Annotated in this window: 16 protein-coding genes; 7 read left to right on the forward strand and 9 right to left on the reverse strand. The window is 57.1% G+C overall.

Annotated elements, in window-relative coordinates:
• Nucleotides 1–36: 36 nt before the first annotated feature.
• The 6 genes from xerC to argH are packed head-to-tail and all read right to left on the reverse strand — an operon-like array spanning nucleotide 37 to nucleotide 5,635.
• Nucleotides 37–999, reverse strand: a complete 963-nt coding sequence (gene xerC, locus ATG98_RS04985) for a tyrosine recombinase XerC (RefSeq protein WP_098422275.1) — start codon at nucleotides 997–999, stop codon at nucleotides 37–39.
• Between the two features lie 3 nt (nucleotides 1,000–1,002).
• A complete protein-coding gene (locus ATG98_RS04990; RefSeq protein WP_098422276.1) occupies nucleotides 1,003–1,746 on the reverse strand; it encodes a DUF484 family protein in 744 nt (247 codons plus the stop codon).
• Nucleotides 1,747–1,761: 15 nt separating this feature from the next.
• A complete protein-coding gene (gene dapF / locus ATG98_RS04995; RefSeq protein ID WP_098422277.1) occupies nucleotides 1,762–2,772 on the reverse strand; it encodes a diaminopimelate epimerase in 1,011 nt (336 codons plus the stop codon).
• Nucleotides 2,769–4,019 (reverse strand): diaminopimelate decarboxylase, encoded by a 1,251-nt coding sequence (gene lysA, locus ATG98_RS05000; protein WP_098422278.1) that lies wholly within the window; start codon nucleotides 4,017–4,019, stop codon nucleotides 2,769–2,771. Before lysA ends, dapF begins: the two co-directional genes overlap by 4 nt.
• 13 nt (nucleotides 4,020–4,032) lie before the next feature.
• Nucleotides 4,033–4,215, reverse strand: coding sequence for an LPS translocon maturation chaperone LptM (lptM, locus tag ATG98_RS22910; protein ID WP_098419743.1), 183 nt, complete (start codon nucleotides 4,213–4,215; stop codon nucleotides 4,033–4,035).
• Between the two features lie 4 nt (nucleotides 4,216–4,219).
• Entirely contained in the window at nucleotides 4,220–5,635 is a 1,416-nt protein-coding gene (argH, locus tag ATG98_RS05010) for an argininosuccinate lyase (RefSeq protein ID WP_098419744.1), read from the reverse strand.
• 118 nt (nucleotides 5,636–5,753) lie between these two features.
• Here argH and ATG98_RS05015 point away from each other — a divergent pair, with 118 nt between their 5' ends.
• From ATG98_RS05015 to ATG98_RS05040, 6 genes are all read left to right on the forward strand, one after another.
• Nucleotides 5,754–6,791 carry a sensor histidine kinase gene (locus ATG98_RS05015; RefSeq protein WP_098422279.1) on the forward strand — a complete coding sequence of 346 codons (1,038 nt, stop codon included), beginning with the start codon at nucleotides 5,754–5,756 and terminating at the stop codon, nucleotides 6,789–6,791.
• Nucleotides 6,788–7,546, forward strand: coding sequence for a LytR/AlgR family response regulator transcription factor (locus ATG98_RS05020; RefSeq protein WP_143751437.1), 759 nt, complete (start codon nucleotides 6,788–6,790; stop codon nucleotides 7,544–7,546). The genes ATG98_RS05015 and ATG98_RS05020 overlap by 4 nt, the downstream gene beginning before the upstream one ends.
• Nucleotides 7,547–7,653: 107 nt before the next feature.
• On the forward strand, nucleotides 7,654–8,595 hold the full coding sequence (hemC, locus tag ATG98_RS05025; RefSeq protein WP_098419745.1) for a hydroxymethylbilane synthase: 942 nt from the start codon (nucleotides 7,654–7,656) through the stop codon (nucleotides 8,593–8,595).
• Nucleotides 8,576–9,382: a uroporphyrinogen-III synthase gene (locus tag ATG98_RS05030; protein WP_098419746.1), complete on the forward strand. Its 807-nt coding sequence runs from the start codon at nucleotides 8,576–8,578 to the stop codon at nucleotides 9,380–9,382. Before hemC ends, ATG98_RS05030 begins: the two co-directional genes overlap by 20 nt.
• 13 nt (nucleotides 9,383–9,395) lie before the next feature.
• Complete coding sequence (locus ATG98_RS05035) at nucleotides 9,396–10,559, forward strand: uroporphyrinogen-III C-methyltransferase (protein ID WP_098422280.1); 1,164 nt, start codon at nucleotides 9,396–9,398, stop codon at nucleotides 10,557–10,559.
• The gene (locus ATG98_RS05040) at nucleotides 10,556–11,797 is read left to right on the forward strand and encodes a heme biosynthesis HemY N-terminal domain-containing protein (protein ID WP_098422281.1); all 1,242 of its coding nucleotides are present in this window, start codon (nucleotides 10,556–10,558) and stop codon (nucleotides 11,795–11,797) included. Before ATG98_RS05035 ends, ATG98_RS05040 begins: the two co-directional genes overlap by 4 nt.
• Nucleotides 11,798–11,829: 32 nt before the next feature.
• Here ATG98_RS05040 and ATG98_RS05045 read toward each other — a convergent pair whose 3' ends face one another.
• The 3 genes from ATG98_RS05045 to rho form a co-directional block, all read right to left on the reverse strand.
• Nucleotides 11,830–12,831, reverse strand: a complete 1,002-nt coding sequence (locus tag ATG98_RS05045) for a 2Fe-2S iron-sulfur cluster-binding protein (RefSeq protein WP_098421737.1) — start codon at nucleotides 12,829–12,831, stop codon at nucleotides 11,830–11,832.
• 1 nt (nucleotide 12,832) lies between these two features.
• Nucleotides 12,833–14,344, reverse strand: coding sequence for a 4-hydroxy-3-polyprenylbenzoate decarboxylase (gene ubiD / locus ATG98_RS05050; RefSeq protein ID WP_098419749.1), 1,512 nt, complete (start codon nucleotides 14,342–14,344; stop codon nucleotides 12,833–12,835).
• 178 nt (nucleotides 14,345–14,522) lie between these two features.
• Nucleotides 14,523–15,785, reverse strand: coding sequence for a transcription termination factor Rho (gene rho / locus ATG98_RS05055; RefSeq protein ID WP_098419750.1), 1,263 nt, complete (start codon nucleotides 15,783–15,785; stop codon nucleotides 14,523–14,525).
• Nucleotides 15,786–16,235: 450 nt separating this feature from the next.
• Between rho and moaB the strand changes: the two genes are divergently transcribed.
• Nucleotides 16,236–16,808 carry a molybdenum cofactor biosynthesis protein B gene (gene moaB / locus ATG98_RS05060; protein ID WP_098419751.1) on the forward strand — a complete coding sequence of 191 codons (573 nt, stop codon included), beginning with the start codon at nucleotides 16,236–16,238 and terminating at the stop codon, nucleotides 16,806–16,808.
• Nucleotides 16,809–16,874 lie beyond the last annotated feature (66 nt).

Here is a 16,874-nt window from a genome sequence, read left to right on the forward strand (position 1 = left end):
ACCTCCTGCGCGTCACACGGCCGTGTGCTGGTCAGCTTACTCATGATTGATTCGTCGCCGCTTTGCTCTTGGATGACTTTGGTCATACACACTGGCAAGGTGTTGAAAGTCTAGATGAGTATAGACCTGAGTGGTCGCAATGTCCGCGTGGCCTAGCAACTCCTGAACCGCCCGCAGATCGCCACTGGATTCCAACATGTGGCTGGCAAATGAATGCCTCAGCATGTGCGGGTGCAGTTTCTGATCGGCGCCTTTAACCAAGCCCCAACGCGCCAGTCGCACCTGAATACTTCGGTGGCTAAGGCGGTCGCCGCGGCGGCTGACGAATAGTGCCTGCTGCCCGGCACCCGCAAGCCCTGACCGCACCGCTAACCAAGCCCGAAGCGCCGCCAGGGCAGGTCGCCCCACGGGCAAAACGCGCTGCTTATTGGCCTTACCAGTCACTTTTACCTGAGCGGCTGCCAAGTCTACCGTGCCCAAATCCAAAGCGGCGACTTCTGCCAGCCTTAAACCTGCAGAGTACAGTAATTCAAAAATGCACACATCTCGCAATTCCAGCGGATCATCCGCCTGGGCATTCAACAGGTGCGTCAGCTGGTCTACATCGGCAACGACAGGCAGCCGCCGCCCACTTTTTGGTGCGCGAATACCTTCCGCCGGGCTATTTTCGGCCCAACCTTCACGCAACAAGTAATGGTAAAAACGGCGTATAGCTGAAAGGTGGCGGGCAATGCTGCGGCCGTTCAGGCCCGCACGACTCAAGTATGCGACGTAACGGCGGATGTCGTGACTATTGAGGGTTCGCCAGCTGGCTTGTGAGTGCTCTTGAGATTGATCGAGAGAGCGCTCTTCAAGCCACTGCTGCAGGCGCAGCAGATCTCTCTGGTAGTGTTCGCAGGTGAGCGGTGACAGGCGTTTTTCAGCGGCCAGATGGCGAATGAAACCAGCAACACCCTGGAACAGGCCAGTGTGTTGCGGTTGATCGCCGGCCCATTGCATAGGTCAACGAGACTCGGCAATATCGCTTAGCGGCAATGCCACCAAGTGGCGCTGTACCATAGGCGGTAACAATCGGCTTAACGTGTCGCTGATATAACTCAAAAACAGTGAGCCCATGCTCTGGTCAAAGTAACCCGGCACACAGCTGCCAATGGCAAACACACCGACAAGTTCGTGGTTGCGCAGCGGCACAAGCGCCACCGAGGCAACCGGCTCGTCGCGATCAGGGAACAAAAAAGCGCGTTCGCTTTCGCGGAACTGGCCGCACACTGCGCGACCGCCGTCCAGCAGATTACCCAGCCTTTTGTGCGCTACCGCCGGCGACACCACATGCAGAGCGCCCTGGGCCGCCTGGGGTAGAGGGCCATCGGTAAACAAAATCACACTGGCCGCGTCCAGACCAAAGTCACCGCGAATACTGTCATCAATCACCGCCGCCATGTCATTCAGATTTTTGGCTTCGATAATCTGCATCAGCAAGCGCTTGCTTTTCTGGAACAGCTGGTCGTTCTGGCGCGCAATGCCCACCAACTCAACCAGCTCATCACGCATAGTGTCGCGCTGCTCGCGAAAAAGATGAACCTGGCGCTCAACCAACGAAATGGCCCGCCCGCTGTCGTGGGGTAAAGTCAGGTCGCGCAGCAGGTCGCTTTGTTCAACAAAAAAATCAGGATTGTCACGCAGGTATTGCGCCACTTGTTCTGCATTTGGAACGCCGGCCTCTTGGCGGGCCGCTGAATCTGTCATCGTGTGCTCCTGGTTTCAGGATCGTTGCCTGCCGGTTCTGGCGGGTTTACGGCGGCGGATGCCGGGCTCTGCGGGCAGTCGCAGCTGGCCCTCAAAAACGTTAGCAACGGGGCCGTCCATCATAACAGCGGCTCCGAGCCCCTGCCATTCGATAATCAGCCGGCCTCCGGGCAGTTCCACTTCTACCCTCGGGTCGAGCAAACCTCGCAAACATCCTGCAACAACCGCAGCGCAAGCGCCAGTGCCGCAGGCCAGAGTTTCACCACAACCGCGTTCAAACACCCGCAAACGAATATGGCTGCGATCCACAATTTGCATAAACCCAATATTGGCTTTGGCTGGAAAGCGCCAATGCTTTTCTAGCAGCGGGCCCAGGGTTGCCAGCGGAGCGCTATCGACGTCGTCCGTCAGCAGAACGCCATGGGGGTTGCCCATCGACACCGCCGACAACTCTATGTTCTGGCCATTTACCTCTACGTTATAAACCGGTGCAAATTCGTCAGCGCTGAACGGCACCGTAGCCGGTTCAAGCCTTGGCACACCCATATCCACTTTCACCAGTCCGTCTTTCCCCACCCGCAGCTCAATAATGCCGCCAGCCGTTTGCACCCGCATCACTTTTTTGTTGGTCAGGCGCTGGTCGCGCACAAAACGGGCAAAACAACGGGCGCCATTACCACATTGCTCCACTTCCGAGCCGTCGGCGTTGAAAATCCGATAACGGAAATCCACATCCGGCAGCCCTGGCGGCTCCACCACCAGCAGCTGATCAAAACCGATGCCAAAATGGCGATCGGCCAGCTCGCGAATCATCTCCGGCCGCAGGCGAAACATCTGGCTGATGGCGTCAACCACCATAAAATCATTACCCAAGCCGTGCATTTTTGTAAAACGCAGAATGCCGCCCGCATTGCCACTATAAGCGCCACCGAGAGCGGCACCCGGACTGCCAACAAAGGCGCCGCCAGCGCCGCGCCGGGAGGCTGGGCCGTCAACGTTGGCCAAGAGTTCCCTGTCGTCACTCATAACGGCAGGTTACTCTCGGGAGCCAATTGTTCTTCCAGGGTTTCGCGGCGGCGAACCACATGCACCTGATCGCCATCGACCATCAATTCAGGCGGGCGATTACGGGTGTTGTAGTTGGAACTCATCACAAAGCCATAAGCCCCAGCCGAACGTACCGCCAGCAGGTCGCCGGCGCTCAAACTAAGCTGGCGGTCTTTACCCAGAAAATCACCGGTTTCGCACACCGGGCCCACCAGATCCCAAACTTTTTCGTCGCCCTTGCTGTGGGGGGCCACCGGCACAATGGCCTGCCAGGCGCCATAGAGCGCGGGGCGAATCAGGTCGTTCATGGCAGCGTCAATAATCGCGAAGTTACGGTGCTCTGTGCACTTCAGGAACTCGACACGGGTCAGCAGCACGCCGGCGTTGGCGGCGATTGAACGCCCGGGCTCCAGAATCAGTTCCAATTTGCGGTTGCCCAGGCGCGCAAGAATCGCTTCCACGTATTCGCCGGGCTGCGGCGGTGTTTCATCGTTATAGGTAACGCCCAGGCCACCGCCCAAATCCAGGTGTTTTATCTCGATCCCTTGCTCTGCCAGGCTGTCCACCAGTGCCAGAACCCGATCCAGAGTGTCCAGAAATGGCGCTACCGTGGTCAGCTGTGAGCCGATGTGGCAATCCACACCACGCACGTCGAGGTGCGGCAGGCTGGCGGCGCGGGCATAGATCGCCGGCGCGACGTCAATATCGATACCAAATTTGTTTTCTTTCAGGCCGGTGGATATATAAGGATGAGTGCCCGCGTCTACGTCGGGGTTTACCCGCAGCGATACCGGCGCTTTCACGCCCAACTCACCGGCAATGTCGTTCAAGCGGTCCAGCTCGGTATCAGACTCTACGTTAAAACAACGTACACCCACTTCCAGCGCGCGCCGCATTTCCCAGCGCTGTTTTCCAACGCCGGAAAAAACCACTTTGGCCGGGTTGCCACCGGCTCGGAGCACCCGTTCCAGCTCACCGGCGGATACGATATCAAAACCCGCACCCAGACGGGCCAGCACGTCCAGCACCGCCAGATTGCTATTGGCTTTTACCGCATAGCACACCAGATGCGGGTGGTTCTGCAGGGCGTTGTCGTAAGCACGATAATGGCGTTCCAGGGTCGCTCGGGAGTACACATAAGCCGGCGTGCCGTGCTGCAGTGCAATGCGCGCCAGCGGCACATCTTCGGCCCAGAGCTCATTGTTCTTATAAATGAAATGATCCATAAAAATTCCTGAATTATCGGGCCTGACCCGACGTTTCTGATATGGGCACGGGCGTCGGCTCCGCGCTTTGTACGGCGAGCTCCTGGCTAGGCGCTTCGCGGTAGAGATCGCCTTTCTGACCGCAGCCTGTAAGCCCGATCAGCAACAAAAGGCTTAACAGCGCTGCGACTTTACTCGCGGGAAATTTCAGACCCATTGCCTCAACCCTGCTTCAGTGCGTTACGGGCGCGCTCAACGGCTGCCCGAACCTGCGCCGGTGCGGTGCCGCCCAGGTGGTCACGAGCCTGCACCGAGCCTTCAAGAGTCAGCACATCAAATACGTCTTCGCTGATAGTACCGGAAAAAGACTGTAGCTCCGCCAGTGTCATATCTGACAAATCGCGTTTCTGCTCTACGCCAAAGGCCACGGACTTGCCTACCACTTCGTGGGCATCGCGGAACGGCATGCCTTTTTTAACCAGGTAATCGGCCAGATCCGTCGCGGTGGAGAAGCCCCGCTTGGCTGCTACCCGCATGTTGTCGGCTTTGGCCGTAATCGCCGGCACCATATCGGCGTAGGCTCTCAGGCAACCTTTCACCGTGTCTACGGTGTCAAACAGCGGCTCTTTATCTTCCTGATTGTCTTTGTTATAGGCCAATGGCTGGCCTTTCATTAATGTAAGCAAACTGATCAGGTGACCATTCACCCGGCCGGTCTTGCCTCGGACCAATTCTGGCACGTCCGGATTTTTCTTCTGCGGCATAATCGACGAACCGGTGCAAAAGCGGTCCGGCAAATCAATGAAGTCAAACTGTGCCGAGGTCCACAGCACCAACTCTTCGCTGAAACGGGACAGGTGGGTCATCAACAGCGCAGCAAAGCTGCAGAACTCAATGGCGAAATCGCGATCGCTGACCGAATCCAGCGAGTTTTCCGAAGCACGGTCAAAACCCAGCAGTTTGGCGGTCATCAATCGGTCAATGGGATAAGTGGTACCGGCCAGAGCCGCAGCGCCCAGGGGCATAATATTCACCCGTTTGCGGCAATCCTGCAGGCGTTCGCCATCGCGCACCAGCATCTCGTACCAAGCCAGCAAATGATGGCCAAAAGTCACCGGCTGCGCAGTCTGCAGATGGGTAAAGCCTGGCATAATGGTGTCGGCTTCGCGTTCAGCCAGGTTCAGCAGCCCGGCCTGCAGGCGTTTGATCTCCTCGGCTATCACATCAATCTCGTCACGCAAATAAAGTCGGATGTCGGTGGCTACTTGGTCGTTTCGGCTGCGGCCGGTGTGCAATTTTTTACCGGTAATGCCGATGCGATCGGTCAGCCGCGCTTCGATGTTCATGTGCACGTCTTCCAGACTGACCGACCACTGAAACGTCCCAGCTTCGATGTCAGCCTTAACCGCCTTAAGCCCTTCAACAATGGTGTCGCGCTCTTCGTCGGTCAGAACGCCCACCGCTGCCAGCATGGTGGCATGGGCAATGGAGCCGGTGATGTCGTGATGATAAAGGCGCTGGTCAAAACCGACAGAGGCGGTAAAGCGCTCTACAAAGGCGTCGGTAGGCTCGGTGAAACGTCCACCCCAAGGTTTTTCCGAGCTTGAAGCCTGCTCCGGCGATTTGTTATCCGTCATGATCTATAGTTCCTGCTGGCAGCCCGAGGTCACAGGGCCAAAATGGATAAATAAAAAGTAGTGAGAGTATAACATTCTGACCCGGTTAAAGCAGACACCCGGTAACAGCGCAACCGCCCTGGATGCGCGATTTTTTGTGCCAGACCTGTGCCGGGTGCGGGCCTTGTTCATGTTACTGGTTACCAGCGAACTGCTGGTGCTGGTGCTGGCACTGGCAATGGCGCAGACGCAAAACGGCTGGATTGACTGGGGATATTTTGGCTTGCTGTCGTTGTTTGTGCAGTGGACTGTACTCACCAGCATCGCCATGATCTGCCCGCTGCGTCCGCGCCTGGCGCAGCTGTCTGTGGCCAGCGCCACGCTGGTCATTGTTATTCTGGTGCTGGCGGATGTCTTCGCTTTCAGCCTGTTTGCCGACCGGGTGTTGAATCCGGGGCCCGGCGCGCCTCAATGGAATAACATCGCTAAAAAAATGCTACTGGCGATGCTGATCACGTTAATGGCGCTTCGCTACTTTTATCTTCAGCACCAATGGCAACAACAGGAAGCCGAACTGCAAGCACGCTTAAGCTCGCTGCAGAGCCGGATTCAACCCCACTTTTTATTCAACAGTATGAACACCATCGCAAGCTTGATCGCCAGCGACCCCCAGCGAGCGGAAGACGCGGTGCTGGACTTGTCGGAGCTGTTCCGCGCCAGCCTGCGCACCAGCGAACAACTGATCCCCCTGCAGCGCGAACTGGAACTGTGCCAGCGCTATCTGGACATCGAGGCCCTGCGCCTGGGGGATCGCCTGCAACTGCAGTGGCATATCGCTGACGGCCTGCAAAACCAGGCTATTCCGCCCCTAACCCTGCAGCCGCTGGTTGAGAACGCTATTTACCATGGCATTCAGCCCCGCGCCCAAGGCGGCATTGTGTGGGTAGAAGCACAGGCCAGCGGTGATTTTGTATACTTGCTCGTGCAGAACCCGAAGCCCGAGCCCGGCCACGACGGCAACCGCATGGCGCTGGACAATATTCAGGCCCGTATCCAGGCGTTATTCGGCGACCGCGCGGTGCTCAAACACAGCCATCAGGGCGATATTTACACCGTGACCTTGCGCTTGCCCGCGCAGCAAACAGACCGCGATGAAACGCAGCGAAAGACTCTATGACCAGCCAGAAAATTCTGATTGCCGACGACGAACCCCTGGCCCGCGACCGCATGCGGAGGCTAGTCGAAGGACTTCCCGGGTACAGCGTTTGCGGCGAAGCGGCCGACGGCGACCGTGCACTGCAAGCCGTTGCCGAGCTGGAGCCAGACATTGTACTGTTGGACATTCGCATGCCCGGCGCCGACGGCATGGACGTTGCCGCCCACCTGAGCCAGCTTGAACGCCCGCCCGCGGTTATTTTCTGCACCGCTTACGATCACTACGCGCTGCAGGCGTTTGATGTGAACGCTTCTGCTTATCTGATGAAACCGGTACGCAAAGACGCCCTGGCCACGGCGCTGCAACGAGCCGCAAAAACCAACCGCTTGCAACAACAGCCACCTGCCAGCAATGTTCCAGCCGCGGGCGAACTTGCCGTACGCACGTATCGAGGCACCGAACTGATCGATCTGGCTTCCTTGATTTACTGCCAGGCTGACCAGAAATACGTCACCCTGCACCACTTACAGGGTGATGTATTGTGCGACTACACCCTTAAAAAGCTTGAGCAGCATTACGGTGACCACCTTTTAAGGGTGCATCGTAATACTCTTGTTGGCACACGATTTATTCAGGCGCTGCACCGCAATGCCAGCGGCCAGGCGATTCTGGTTCTACGTGATGGCCTTGGCGAGCTGCCGGTTAGCCGCCGCTACGCCAGTGGCTGCACGACTATCGACCCGGCAGACACTAGCGAGCAACTTGGCAGGCATTAGCGAAAAACCTGATTTACATTAGCAAGCAACCTGACTGACCCTAGCGAGACTTTTTTTGGGCGACAAGGTACCCTTAATACACATTTAACGAACCGACAGTGAGTGTCATGTCCGCAAGAAATCTTCGCATTGCAACCCGCAGCAGCGCATTGGCGCTGTGGCAGGCAGAATTTATCAAAGCCGAGCTGGAACGACTGCACAGCAACGTCACAGTGGAACTGGTCAAGATTAAAACCCTGGGTGACAAGATTCTGGACGTGCCACTGGCCAAAGTGGGTGGCAAAGGCCTGTTCGTCAAAGAACTGGAAGAAGCCATGCTCGATGGCCGGGCCGACCTGGCCGTGCATTCCATGAAAGACGTGCCCATGGCATTCCCGGAAGGTCTGGGTCTGGTGGCCATCTGCGAGCGTGACGACCCCACTGATGCCTTTGTCAGCAACCATTTCAGCAGCCTGGATGACCTGCCGCAGAACGCGGTAGTGGGTACGTCCAGTCTGCGCCGCGAATCTCAATTGCGGGCCAACCGCCCGGACCTGCAAATCCGCATGCTACGGGGCAATGTAAACACCCGCCTGGCAAAACTCGACGCCGGCAATTACGACGCCATTATATTGGCCAGCTCGGGCCTGAAGCGACTGGGTTTCGAAGCCCGTATTCGCAACTGCATGCCAGACACGCTCAGCCTGCCAGCTGTTGGCCAAGGGGCTTTAGGCATTGAATGCCGGCTTGACGATCAGGAACTGCGGGCCATGCTGGAGCCGTTGAATCACACCGACAGTGCGGACAGGGTTAAAGCCGAACGCGCGTTGAATACCCGCCTTAACGGTGGCTGCCAGGTACCCATTGCCGCCTACGCGCTGCTGGAAGACAACGACATGTTGTGGCTACGCGGCCTGGTGGGCGCAGTGGACGGCAGCCTTATTTTCCGCGCCGAAGGCCGCGTACACCGCAGCGAAGGCGAACGCCTGGGCCGCGAATTAGCCGAAAACCTGCTGGCACAGGGCGCTGACAAAGTACTGGCTGAAGTCTATGGCTACACTCCGACCTGAGTCTGCGTTACTGCCCCTTGCGGGGCGGCGCATTCTTATCTGCCGCCCACAGCCAGAGGCTGACCGCCTGGCGCTGGCCTTTCGGGCAGCCGGAGCACAGACCGAGTGCCTGCCGCTGATTGACCGCGCGCCGCTGGAACTGAGTGCAGAACACCAGACCCACATTCAAAACCTGGATCTGTTCCAGCACATTGTTGCGGTAAGCCCTTACGCTGCGCGCCAGCTGCTGGAGCAGGTTGACGCCTGGTGGCCGCAGTTGCCCGAAGGCACTCATTGGTATGGCGTAGGCGCCGGCACCGCTGCTGAACTGTCACGCTACGGAATTACTGCTCGCAAGCCCGCACAAGGTTGGACCAGCGAAGCGTTACTGGCATTGCCGCCGCTACAAAACCTGGTAAACCAGCGAGTTTTGCTGGCCCGCGGCGGCGAGGGTCGCGACTTATTGCGGAACACCCTGCGCCAGCGGGGCGCACGAATAACTGTGCTACCCTTATACCAACGTTTCTGTCCGCAGTATTCCGCGGCACAACTGGCGCATACTCTGGATGATTTTAACCCGGACGCCGTAATTACCCTATCCGGTGAAACCCTGAAAAATCTCGTCGCGCTGTGTGCGAAGAACGACCATAATCTGTATCGAAAGCTATTGATTGTGCCCGTGGAGCGGGTAGCCGAGCAGGCTCAGGCAGCCGGCTTCATGAATCCCCATGTTCCAACGGGCCTGACAGACAACAACATAGTGGCCAGTGTAACAGCTCAACTCACTGGTCGGACGGTGGCCCTGTAACCGCGAAGTAAGGATGCCCGTGACCGACACACAAAAACAACTTCCTGCCCCCATAGCCCAGCAACAGCAGCCGGCGCGAACGCGTATCTGGCCGCTGTGGCTGATCAGCATAATTGCTTTGGTTCTGGTGCTGTTACTGGTGCTCTGGAACTGGCAGCAGTGGAATAACAACCAGGCCAGCCAGCAAGTCCTTAAAGACCTGCAACAGGAAACCGCCCAGCTTGATTCACGCTACGGTGAACGCGGCAGTCAGCAGGCTCAGCGCTTGCAGTCGCTGACCGACGCGGTGGCCGCACAGCGAGAACTGATTGCCACCCAACAGCGGCAGATAGACCACAACGCCACCACCCTGCTGGAAGCCGGCAATCGAACCCGCACCGACTGGTTGTTGGCCGAAGCCGAGTATCTGTTGCGGGTAGCCAATCAACGTCTGCTGATCGAGAAAGACATAAAAGGTGCGGCTTCTGCGCTTCAGGCTGCAGATGACGTATTGGCCGAGTCGGATGATATTGGCGTGTATCCGGTGCGCCAACAATTAGCTCGGGAAATGCTGGCACTAAAGAGCATTGTCGCGGTGGATAGAACCGGCCTGTACCTTCAACTGGAAGCCGTTATAGACAGTGTTCATCAGCTTACCGACCAGGCGCTGATTCATGAAAACGCGCCCGGTTTCATACTCTCGGCCGATGCCTCCGACGTCGATGTGGGCGAGCCCAGCATGGCGGTTCGCGCCTGGCAGTCATTTACCCGCACGCTCAAACAGGTTGTTGTTGTAAGGCGGCTGGACGAACAGGTAAAACCCTTGTTGTCGCCGGATCAATCCGCCTACGCCCGTCTGAATCTGCAGCTGATGCTGGAAGAAGCCGAACTGGCGGTACTGCGCGGTAACCAGGAGCTGTATCAGAAGTCCCTGGAAAAAGCCGGTACCACCATACAGGAATGGTATAACGCCGATAACCCCCGTGTTGGCGCTCTGGCAGACACGTTGAGCGAGCTCGCCAGCCGCAATGTAGACCCTGAACTGCCAGACATCAGTCGCTCTTTGGGACTGCTGAAACAGCGTGTTGCCGGCCGCGGCGCGAACAGTGATGGCGACCCGGACGCCTCCGCCAACAGCGATGACGAGAATGGCGATGCGCCAGCCGATGGGGCCACCGGTAACGGAGGCAACTCATGATCGGTTTGCTGGTCATTATTGTACTGGCACTGCTGCTGGGAACCGGGCTGGCGTTCGGCCTGCAGTATGACTTGGGCTACATTCGAGTTAGCTTTGGCAATTATCTGGTCGAAACCAACTTTTGGGTAGGCCTGGCACTGCTGGTGGTGTTGGTCGTACTGACAGTCATGCTGATTGGCCTGGTGCGGCGTTTACGCAACGGCACCAGCGTGATGTCGGGCTGGATAGCCCGCGGCAAAGAGCGCCGTGCGCGCCGCCGTACCACTCAAGGACTGCTGGCACTGGCCGAAGGCAACTGGCCGCGGGCAAAAAAGATGCTGACCTCGTCCGCAAGCAACGCTGATACGCCGCTGATTAACTATCTGGCAGCGGCACAGGCCTCGTTTGAATGCGGCGACCACGAAGCGGTTGACGAACTGCTGCGCAAAGCGTTTGAGAGCACCCCGGGGTCTGATATGGCCGTCGGCATTACCCAGGCCCAGCTGCAGTTGGCAGGCAATCGGGTGGAGCAGGCCCTGGCCACTTTGCTGCGCCTGCGCAAGCAGTCGCCTCATCATCCATTTGTACTCAAGCTGCTGAAAAGCGCCTACTTACGCCTGGAAGACTGGCGCGAGCTGTCCAAATTGCTTCCGGAATTGCGCAAGTACAACATTCTTGTTCCGGCTGAACTGGACGATCTTGAGCGCCAGACTTGGCACAACCTGTTGGAGCAGGCCGCCAGCAAGTGCCGTAAGGAGCAAGCCAGCAATCCCGCCGCCAGCCTGGATCCACTCACCGGTCTGTGGGATCAGTTACCCAGCTCTATGCGCCGTGACGAACGCACAATCTTCAATTACACCAGCCTTCTGGCGGGCCTGGGGGATGAGGCACAGGCCGAAATACTGCTGCGCAAGGTGTTGCGTAATCACTGGAGCGACGAGCTGATTAATCTTTACGGCCGGGTAGAAAGCCAGGCACCTGACGAGCAACTGCTACTGGCGGAACAGTGGCTGAAAGACCGCCCCAATAACGCCGAACTGTTGTTGGCGCTGGGCCGGTTAAGCCTTCGCAATGAGCTGTGGGGAAAGGCGCGAGAGTACTTTGAAACCAGTCTGAAACTGCAGCGCAAACGTGAAACCCTGGCAGAGCTGAGCCGGTTGAACGCCCATATGGGGCACGACACCGCCAGCATAAATCTGCTGATGCAGAGCCTGGAAAAGGATAACGGCCTGCCCCGCCTGCCTATGCCAAAAGCCTGACAGTTGGGGTTGGGGCCGAGTGCGCGCCACGGCTATAACCGCGGCGCATATTCCAACACATCTGAAAAGAACACGTCCGCTGGCATTCCGGCGTCTTTTAAAGCGTCCATCAGGGTGTACACCATGGTGGGCGAGCCACTGGCGTGTACTTCCACATTGTTCAAATCAATGTTTGCGCCCAACACAGCATGCGCCAGCTGGTCATGGTGCCCGGACCATTCGTTGTCTTCGTTATCACCCACCACCGGCACAAAGCGAAATTGCGGCCAGTCTTTGGCCCATTGCTCGGCCAGGCTTTGCAAATACAAGTCCTGTCGCTGGCGCACGCCCCAGAACAACACCACCGGCTGGTTGTAATCGGTGCTGCGCAAGTACTCTATCAGGCTCTTCATTTGCGCAAATCCGGTGCCTGCTGCGATTAATAGCAGCGGCTTTGTGGGCATCGCCGCCAAACAGGCTTTACCGTGGGGCAATTCCACCATCACTTCGGCGCCCACTTGCAGCGCGTTTACAATGATCTGCCCCGATGCCCAACCCGGCGAGGCCTGAATGTTCAATTCTATATTGGTCTGCTGCGGACTGCTGGCAATGGAAAAATAGGCAGGGCCGGCGTTATCCAGGTGAATCGCCAAATACTGGCCAGCATGGAACGACAGCTCGCGGCGCCGCGATAATTGCAGTTCAATCCGAAAAATATCGTGATTGAGTTTGCGGACGTCCAGCACTTTGGCAAGGACTTTCCGCGGCGGATTACTTCCAGCAGCGATCACAGACGTTATCTCCAGTTCCACATCACCCAGGGCCCGAGTACGACACAGCATCAGGCGGCTGGCAACAGCTAGTGTATTTTGATTTCTCGTGTTTACAGCCGCGCCGGCAAGCATGCGAGCTTCACAAATCTCGCACACACCGTTGCGGCACGCCATAGGCACTGCAATACCTGCAGCCGCCGCTGCGCTAAGCAGGTCGTCACCGGCTTTGGCCCGATATTCCAACCCGCAGGGCTGTAACCGGACCCGGTAACTATCCGCCATATCAGCCGGGGCGGCCGGGCACGGTTTCAACCCCGGACTTCGCCGGCAAGTTAATGCCCAAGCTATCCCAGAGTTCATCCACCCGCTGTTTTATCTCGGGAGTCATGGTGATGGGCTCGCCCCACTCGCGGTCCGTTTCACCAGGCCACTTATTCGTCGCGTCCATGCCCATTTTCGAGCCCAGGCCTGATACCGGTGAGGCAAAGTCCAGATAGTCGATAGGCGTGTTTTCTACCATCATGGTGTCACGGGCCGGGTCCATACGGGTGGTCATAGCCCAGATAACATCTTCCCAGTTGCGGGCATCAATATCGTCGTCAGTCACGATAACAAACTTTGTGTACATAAACTGGCGCAGGAATGACCACACACCCATCATCACCCGTTTGGCGTGTCCCGGGTATTGCTTTTTCATGGTTACGATTGCCAAACGGTATGAACAGCCCTCTGGCGGCAGATAGAAATCAACAATCTCGGGAAACTGCTTCTGCAGAATGGGGATGAACACTTCGTTCAGCGCCACACCCAGAATCGCCGGCTCATCGGGCGGGCGACCGGTGTAGGTGCTGTGGTAAATAGGATCTTTACGATGGGTGATGCGTTCGACCGTGAACACCGGAAACTGGCCAACCTCGTTGTAGTAACCGGTGTGGTCACCAAACGGGCCTTCCGGCGCCATGTCGTCCGGGTAAATAAACCCTTCCAACACAATCTCCGCGCTTGCGGGCACCTGCAGGTCACTCAACCCAGCCTTCACCAACTCGGTACGGCTGCCACGAAGCAAACCTGCAAAGGCGTATTCTGACAGCGAATCCGGCACTGGCGTCACCGCGCCCAGAATCGTTGCGGGGTCTGCACCAAGGGCAACAGCCACCGGATACGGCTGGCCCGGATTGGCTTTCTGCCAGTCACGAAAATCCAGCGCACCACCACGGTGGCTGAGCCAGCGCATAATCAAGCGATTGCGCCCGATCACCTGTTGGCGATAAATACCCAGATTTTGGCGCTCTTTGTGGGGGCCACGGGTAATGACCAGCGGCCAGGTAATCAGCGGGCCAACATCCCCCGGCCAGCAGTGCTGCACGGGTATCTGGTAAAGGTCGACTTTGTCTTTTTCGATCACCACGTCCTGGCAGGGAGCAGAGCGCAACACTTTCGGGCTCATGCGCATAACCTGGCGGAACAGCGGCAGTTTTTCGATGGCGTCTCTGAAGCCCTTGGGGGGATCGGGCTCTTTCAGGAACGCCAGCAATTTGCCGACGTCGCGCAGCGCGGTAACGTTCTCTTGCCCCATGCCCAAAGCAACCCGCTTAGTGGTGCCAAACAGGTTGGCCAGCACGGGCATGGAATACCCTTTAGGATTTTCAAACAGCAAGGCCGGTCCGCCAGCACGCAGTGTGCGGTCGCAGATTTCGGTCATTTCCAGGTGAGGATCTACTTCGACTGAAATGCGTTTGAGTTCGCCCAGCTTTTCCAGCTGGTTGATAAAATCCCGCAGGTCGTTGTATTTCATGCTTTGCTCCGGTTAGTTCCGGTCATGTACGTGAGTTCTGGGAAATTGGTTCTGGTTAAGCGTTCAAACGATTGAACTCGGAGTACGAACAAGATGAGGGACCGCATTCTGGGAGCCGTGCCGGGGGAAAACTTTCCTCCGGCACGGCGCAACACCCCAAACAAATGCGCAAGAAATCTTAGCGGCGCTTCATAGACTGGAAGAACTCGTCGTTCGTCTTGGTGTCTTTTAGCTTATCCAGCAAAAAATCGATGGCTGCGGTGTCGTCGTCCATGGAGTGCAGCAGCTTGCGCAGTATCCACACTTTCTGGATGTCGGCTTCGCTCATCAGCAGGTCTTCGCGGCGGGTGCCGGAGCTGCGAATGTTGATGGCCGGGTAGGTACGCTTTTCGGCAATCTTGCGATCCAGGTGGATCTCCATGTTGCCGGTGCCTTTGAATTCTTCGTAAATCACTTCGTCCATTTTGGAACCGGTGTTTACCAGAGCCGTGGCAATAATGGTCAGGCTGCCGCCTTCTTCCACATTACGCGCGGCGCCGAAGAAACGCTTGGGCTTTTCCAGGGCGTGGGCGTCAACACCGCCGGTCAGTACTTTGCCGGAGGATGGAATCACGGTGTTGTAGGCCCGAGCCAGACGGGTAATGGAATCCAGCAGGATAACCACGTCTTTTTTGTGCTCAACCAAGCGCTTGGCTTTTTCGATAACCATTTCTGCCACTTGTACGTGCCGGGCTGGCGGCTCGTCAAAGGTTGACGCAATCACTTCGCCGCGCACGGTGCGCTGCATTTCCGTTACTTCTTCCGGGCGCTCGTCAATCAGCAGCACAATAATGTGACATTCCGGATGGTTACGGGTGATTGATTGGGCAATACTCTGCATTAGCAGGGTTTTACCGGCCTTGGGCGGCGACACAATCAAACCACGTTGGCCCTTACCAATAGGCGCAACCAGATCCAATACACGGGAGGACAAGTCCTCCGTGCTGCCGTTACCGGCTTCCAGATGCATGCGCTCGTCTGGGAACAACGGGGTCAGGTTTTCAAACAGGATCTTGTTACGGGCGTTATCGGGTTTGTCGAAGTTGATCTCGCTGACCTTCAACAGCGCAAAATAGCGCTCGCCGTCTTTGGGCGGGCGAATTTTCCCGGAAACGGTGTCGCCAGTGCGCAGATTAAAGCGGCGAATCTGGCTGGGTGACACGTAAATGTCGTCAGGACCCGCCAGGTAGGACGCATCCGCAGAACGGAGGAAACCAAAACCGTCCTGCAGAATTTCCAGTACGCCATCGCCGTAGATGTCTTCTCCGCCTTTGGCGTGGCGTTTGAGTATAGTGAAGATAACGTCTTGCTTGCGCGAGCGTGCAAGATTATCGAGGCCCATTTCTTGCGCAATTTCGAGCAATTCGGGCATGGAATTCTGTTTGAGTTCAGTAAGATTCATAGTTTATTGAATTTTCAGGAATGGAAGAAAGCGAGCGTTAGGGTGAAGGGGTGCCCCGGAACGGATTGATAATACAGTCTAAAGAACGGGATGCTGGCCAGATAGAGCAACCGGGAGATAATAAAGTCCGGAATATGAGTACAGAAGCCAGAGAGTGGGAACAATCGTTCGCCGGGCAAGAACGATAATCTGCTACCTCGGCGCCGAATGTCAAGGCCAGAGCCGAAAAAACCACCAATTTCGCAACGGATTGCGCGTTCAGGCCGTTTTATTCTGGCTTCGCTTACATTCAAAGGCTTGCCTTGGGCGGTTTGGTAAGCGTTGTACGGTGCCTCTGCGTCTTGGGCTGTTCCCCACAAAGAGTTACTCCCCTTCCATTAACGCCCCGCGATGCGGATACTAAAGACCACACTTTTTCACACTTTCTATCGCCGAAAACAGGAGCCGCCCATGAGCAGCAAGCCAAGCCAGGAACTGATTCCTATGAATATTGCCATATTGACAGTGTCCGACACCCGCGGCGAAAGCCAGGACAGCTCCGGCCAGTTTCTGGAAGACAGCGTGGTCGAGGCCGGCCACAATCTGATTGCACGGCGCATTTTGCCAGACGATGTCTATTTGATGCGTGCGTTGATCAGCGGCTGGATAGCCGACCCACAGGTTCATGCCGTTATTATTACTGGCGGCACCGGCTTTCATGAGCGCGACAGTACGCCAGAGGCCCTTGGGCCCTTGCTGGACAAAACCATCGAAGGTTTTGGCGAAGAATTCCGCCGCTTGTCGGCCGCAGAAATTGGCACTTCGACCATCCAGTCCCGAGCGTTTGGCGGACTGGCCAATCATACGGTCATATTCTGCCTGCCTGGCTCTACCGGCGCCTGTCGCACCGGCTGGAACGGTATTCTGTCCACCCAACTGGACAGCCGCCACGGCCCTTGCAATTTCTCTGCACTGGTCGGGCGCAAGCCGGAGCGGGTAACAGAGCGTCTGAATCAAGTGATTGGTAAGCGCGCTCTGCGCTAGCAAATAAGGTAGAAATCGCGTTAACAGCCCATCAGTTATCCGATTTTCACGCCTAACCACCCCTAA

The sequence above is a fragment of the Marinobacter sp. LV10R520-4 genome (assembly GCF_002563815.1).
In the GTDB taxonomy this organism is placed as follows: Bacteria; Pseudomonadota; Gammaproteobacteria; order Pseudomonadales; family Oleiphilaceae; genus Marinobacter.

Excerpts from the sequence above, each read along its gene's own strand:
- xerC (WP_098422275.1), bottom strand. The coding sequence starts at position 999 with ATGCAATGGGCCGGCGATCAACCGCAACACACTGGCCTGTTCCAGGGT.
- ATG98_RS04990 (WP_098422276.1), bottom strand. The coding sequence starts at position 1,746 with ATGACAGATTCAGCGGCCCGCCAAGAGGCCGGCGTTCCAAATGCAGAA.
- dapF (WP_098422277.1), bottom strand. The coding sequence starts at position 2,772 with ATGAGTGACGACAGGGAACTCTTGGCCAACGTTGACGGCCCAGCCTCC.
- lysA (WP_098422278.1), bottom strand. The coding sequence starts at position 4,019 with ATGGATCATTTCATTTATAAGAACAATGAGCTCTGGGCCGAAGATGTG.
- lptM (WP_098419743.1), bottom strand. The coding sequence starts at position 4,215 with ATGGGTCTGAAATTTCCCGCGAGTAAAGTCGCAGCGCTGTTAAGCCTT.
- argH (WP_098419744.1), bottom strand. The coding sequence starts at position 5,635 with ATGACGGATAACAAATCGCCGGAGCAGGCTTCAAGCTCGGAAAAACCT.
- ATG98_RS05020 (WP_143751437.1), top strand. The coding sequence starts at position 6,788 with ATGACCAGCCAGAAAATTCTGATTGCCGACGACGAACCCCTGGCCCGC.
- hemC (WP_098419745.1), top strand. The coding sequence starts at position 7,654 with ATGTCCGCAAGAAATCTTCGCATTGCAACCCGCAGCAGCGCATTGGCG.
- ATG98_RS05030 (WP_098419746.1), top strand. The coding sequence starts at position 8,576 with ATGGCTACACTCCGACCTGAGTCTGCGTTACTGCCCCTTGCGGGGCGG.
- ATG98_RS05035 (WP_098422280.1), top strand. The coding sequence starts at position 9,396 with ATGCCCGTGACCGACACACAAAAACAACTTCCTGCCCCCATAGCCCAG.
- ATG98_RS05040 (WP_098422281.1), top strand. The coding sequence starts at position 10,556 with ATGATCGGTTTGCTGGTCATTATTGTACTGGCACTGCTGCTGGGAACC.
- ATG98_RS05045 (WP_098421737.1), bottom strand. The coding sequence starts at position 12,831 with ATGGCGGATAGTTACCGGGTCCGGTTACAGCCCTGCGGGTTGGAATAT.
- ubiD (WP_098419749.1), bottom strand. The coding sequence starts at position 14,344 with ATGAAATACAACGACCTGCGGGATTTTATCAACCAGCTGGAAAAGCTG.
- rho (WP_098419750.1), bottom strand. The coding sequence starts at position 15,785 with ATGAATCTTACTGAACTCAAACAGAATTCCATGCCCGAATTGCTCGAA.
- moaB (WP_098419751.1), top strand. The coding sequence starts at position 16,236 with ATGAGCAGCAAGCCAAGCCAGGAACTGATTCCTATGAATATTGCCATA.